This is a genomic window from Roseibium sp. (assembly GCF_050301095.1).
Taxonomy (GTDB): Bacteria; Pseudomonadota; Alphaproteobacteria; order Rhizobiales; family Stappiaceae; genus Roseibium.
In genome coordinates, this window is record NZ_JBNKYW010000185.1 from 1 (window position 1) to 3,233 (window position 3,233).

Here is a 3,233-nt window from a genome sequence, read left to right on the forward strand (position 1 = left end):
GGGGGTAAAGGACCGCGACTGTTCGGACAGTCGCTGGCTCCTTAGGGCCACAATCCGCTTCAGAAAAAAGACATGTAGTAGAGGATCATGCAGGTCTGGCCCTTATCGTCGACGAGGGGAAGGGCCAGCGTCGCGTAGTGCCTGAACTTCTTCGGCGCCCATGCCTCGGGCGGTTTGGCCGCTCAATTCTTCTCTCCAAGGACGTCCCCCGCCCCCGTGTCGTCAAAGTGCATCGTCTCGACCGGGATTGTGTATTCATCGAGCCATTCAGTGACACTCACCGGCACGAACCGGCCTTTGTCCTCAACCGGGTAACGGATCGGCTTGCCGGGCTTCACGGGCAGCACCTCGTTGTTCTTCACGACGATCGTCCCGTTAACGATCACGTAGGGCAAACCCGTCGAAGGCAGGCCCTGTTCGCCTTTCTTCATCGTCGAATTGTCGGTGACCGTTTCCGGGTCGATCAGCGTCAGGTCTGCGATCTTGCCGACCTGCACGCGACCGCGATCCTTCATGTCCTGAAGTCCGGCATCGCCGAGATGCAGTGCGGACCAATAGCTGAGCTGCGCCAGCGTGAACATCAGGGGCACGCCCTGCTCGCGCCCCAGGCGCAGCGTCTTGGCCATGGCGCCCGGCGTGCGCGGGTTGCCGGCGTACTCGCTGAAGTCCGCGTCCCACGGCAGGAAGTTGCCATTGCTGTCGATGCCGATCATCGAATCCGTGGCCACGGTCATGTGCGGGATACGCAGCCACTTGCCGATCCAGGGCTGGCGGTACGGCATGACCACGACGACAATGCGGCCCGGATCTTCCTTGACGATCTTCTCGTAGGTCGCCCGGTCGGGAACATAGCTATCTGTCGTCGGATCGTAGAGCGTGTCCTTATACTCGTAGTGGTACTTGTCCACCCATATCTTCGGCTGGAGAAAATCCGCGCTGATTCCCGTCGACCCCTCAACATAGGGATAGTATTCGCCCCAGACGTTGTATCCCTGCTTGCGTGCCATTCGGAGCTTTTCCTCATTCTCCCACCAGCCGTAGTCGTTGTCGTGGGCCAGGATCAGCGGGGCCTTGAGCAGCATCGCGTTCACCAGAACCTCGTCCAGGCCGATCTGGGCCTCGGTCGGGGTCTGGTTGCTCAGGTGAAACCGGGTGTGAACCGAAGTGAGCCGGCCATAGCGGGCCGCCGCCCTCTGGGTCTCGAACTGCTCGTAGGTGGTCAAGCCGTTGGCCATGTAGGCGGCGCCGACGCCGACCCCGATGGCGCCTTGGCGGAGATCCTCGTCCAACAGGCGGACGACCTGATTCATCTGGTCAAGGTTGCTGCGGGTCACCGACCAGCCCGGCACGCCGTCCTTGGCGCTCTCGTTGACCAGCCTGGTGCCGTTGACCATGTCGGCCGGTCCATCGAACTTCACCTCGGGATCGTGCACAATCAGGCGCGTGAACAGCAGGCTGGACGTCGTGCCGAAGTTGGTTTGCCAGCCTGCTTTTTCCTTCGCCGCGTACCAGGCCCCGACGCGGGCGGCGCCCTGTTCAAGATCCATTCCGGTCGTGACGCCGTCGCGCACCGCCATCTTGGTCGCGAAGACATCGACCGAATGGAAGTGAGTGTCGATGAAGCCAGGGGCCACCACGAGACCCGTGGCGTCGATCGTTTCCTTTCCGGTGATGTTCTGCTTTGTAATTGCCAGGATCCGGCCGTCCTTGATGCCTACGTTGGCAACCGAATCGTACATCGTCTCCGGGTCCATCACCCGGCCATTGTTGATGACGAGATCGAATTGCTGGGCGGATACCGGAGCGGAGAAGATCACTGCCGTCATCGCGAGAACGTAGGTCATGCGTGCCATATGACAGCCTCCAAAATTACTTGATAGCGTTCTTGTAGATTTTCCCGTCCTTCATGATGACGGCGAAGTTCTTCCCGGGATCGGCTACGAGATCGAGATCTTCCAGCGGATTGCCGTCCACGAGGATGAGGTCCGCATAGGCCCCCTCCTTCACCACACCCAGCGGGCCGTCCTGATAAGGATTGCGCGGACCGCTCAGAGCCAGAAGCTCGGCATTGTCCGAAGTCGCCATCTTCAGCGCCTCGTATGGCGAGTACCACTTCTTGAGCTTGGCGAGAAATTTGCCTTCTTTCGCGGCCAATTCCGGATCGAAGAGCAGGTCGGTGCCGAAGGCCGTCTTCACCTTGTACTTCTTGGTCAGCGCAACGGCCTTTTCCAATCCCGCAATAAGCGCCTCATATTTGGCCGTGCTGATGGGGCTTTCAAACTGGAAGGCATCTTCTCCATGCGCTTCCATCGGCTGCATGCTCCACCAAATGCCTTTCTCGGCCATCAGTTTGGCGGTGTCCTCCTCGATGAAGAACCCGTGCTCGACGGACAGGGCGCCGGCGTCGATCCACATCCGGATTGCCGCGTCGGTGTTGGCGTGGATTGTGACATAGGTGTTCCAGGTTTTGGCTACGTCGACGATCGCCTTGGCTTCCTCGAAGAGGTATTCCGTGACATCGAGCGGATCGTAAAGAGAAGTGACGCCACCGCCTGCCATGGCCTTGATCTGGGTCGAACCCATCCGCAGAATTTCGCGGCTGCGCTTGATCACTTCCGGCACCCCGTCGGCGATCAGCGTGTGCCCCACCCTCTGAAAGTAGTCCAGCGGTGTTGCCGGATTCTCGGGCACATCGTTAGGGCCGCGGAAGTCGCCATGTCCGGAGGTTTGGCTGATGTACGGCCCGGAGGGATAGATCCGAGGACCGTCGACCAATCCCATGTCGATGGTCATCTTTACCCCATAGACATTGCCGCCTACATCACGCACCGTGGTGAAGCCGCGCAGCAGCTGTTCCCCGGAATGTTTCGCAGCCGCGATATTGAGTGCGCCGAAGTTGGAGCCCAAGACCTTGCTGACGGGCCAAAAATTGAACATCGTGTGCCAGTGGGCGTCGATCAGGCCCGGCATCAGCGTACGCCCGCCGCCGTCGATCACGGTCGCGCCGGCTGCGTCGATTTTAGCCGTCGATACTTCCTTGATTAGATTGCCTTCGACCAGGACGTTGGCATTCATGATCCGCTTTTCGTTCACGCCGTCGAAGACGTTGACGTTGATGAAAAGCGTCTTCGGCCTGGGCGCGGACTCTTGAGCGAGCGCCGGGACGGCAATAACCAGGGCCAGGATTGCGAGCAGCGTCTTCAACCATTTCATGACGTGAACTCCTCATCACC

Annotated in this window: 2 protein-coding genes; both read right to left on the reverse strand. The window is 59.9% G+C overall.

Annotation, left to right across the window (positions count from 1 at the left end):
* Window positions 1-182: 182 nt before the first annotated feature.
* Window positions 183-1,853 carry a hydrolase gene (locus ACQY7U_RS17190; RefSeq protein WP_428646880.1) on the reverse strand — a complete coding sequence of 557 codons (1,671 nt, stop codon included), beginning with the start codon at window positions 1,851-1,853 and terminating at the stop codon, window positions 183-185.
* A gap of 16 nt (window positions 1,854-1,869) precedes the next feature.
* Window positions 1,870-3,213, reverse strand: a complete 1,344-nt coding sequence (locus ACQY7U_RS17195; protein ID WP_428646882.1) for an amidohydrolase family protein — start codon at window positions 3,211-3,213, stop codon at window positions 1,870-1,872.
* Window positions 3,214-3,233 lie beyond the last annotated feature (20 nt).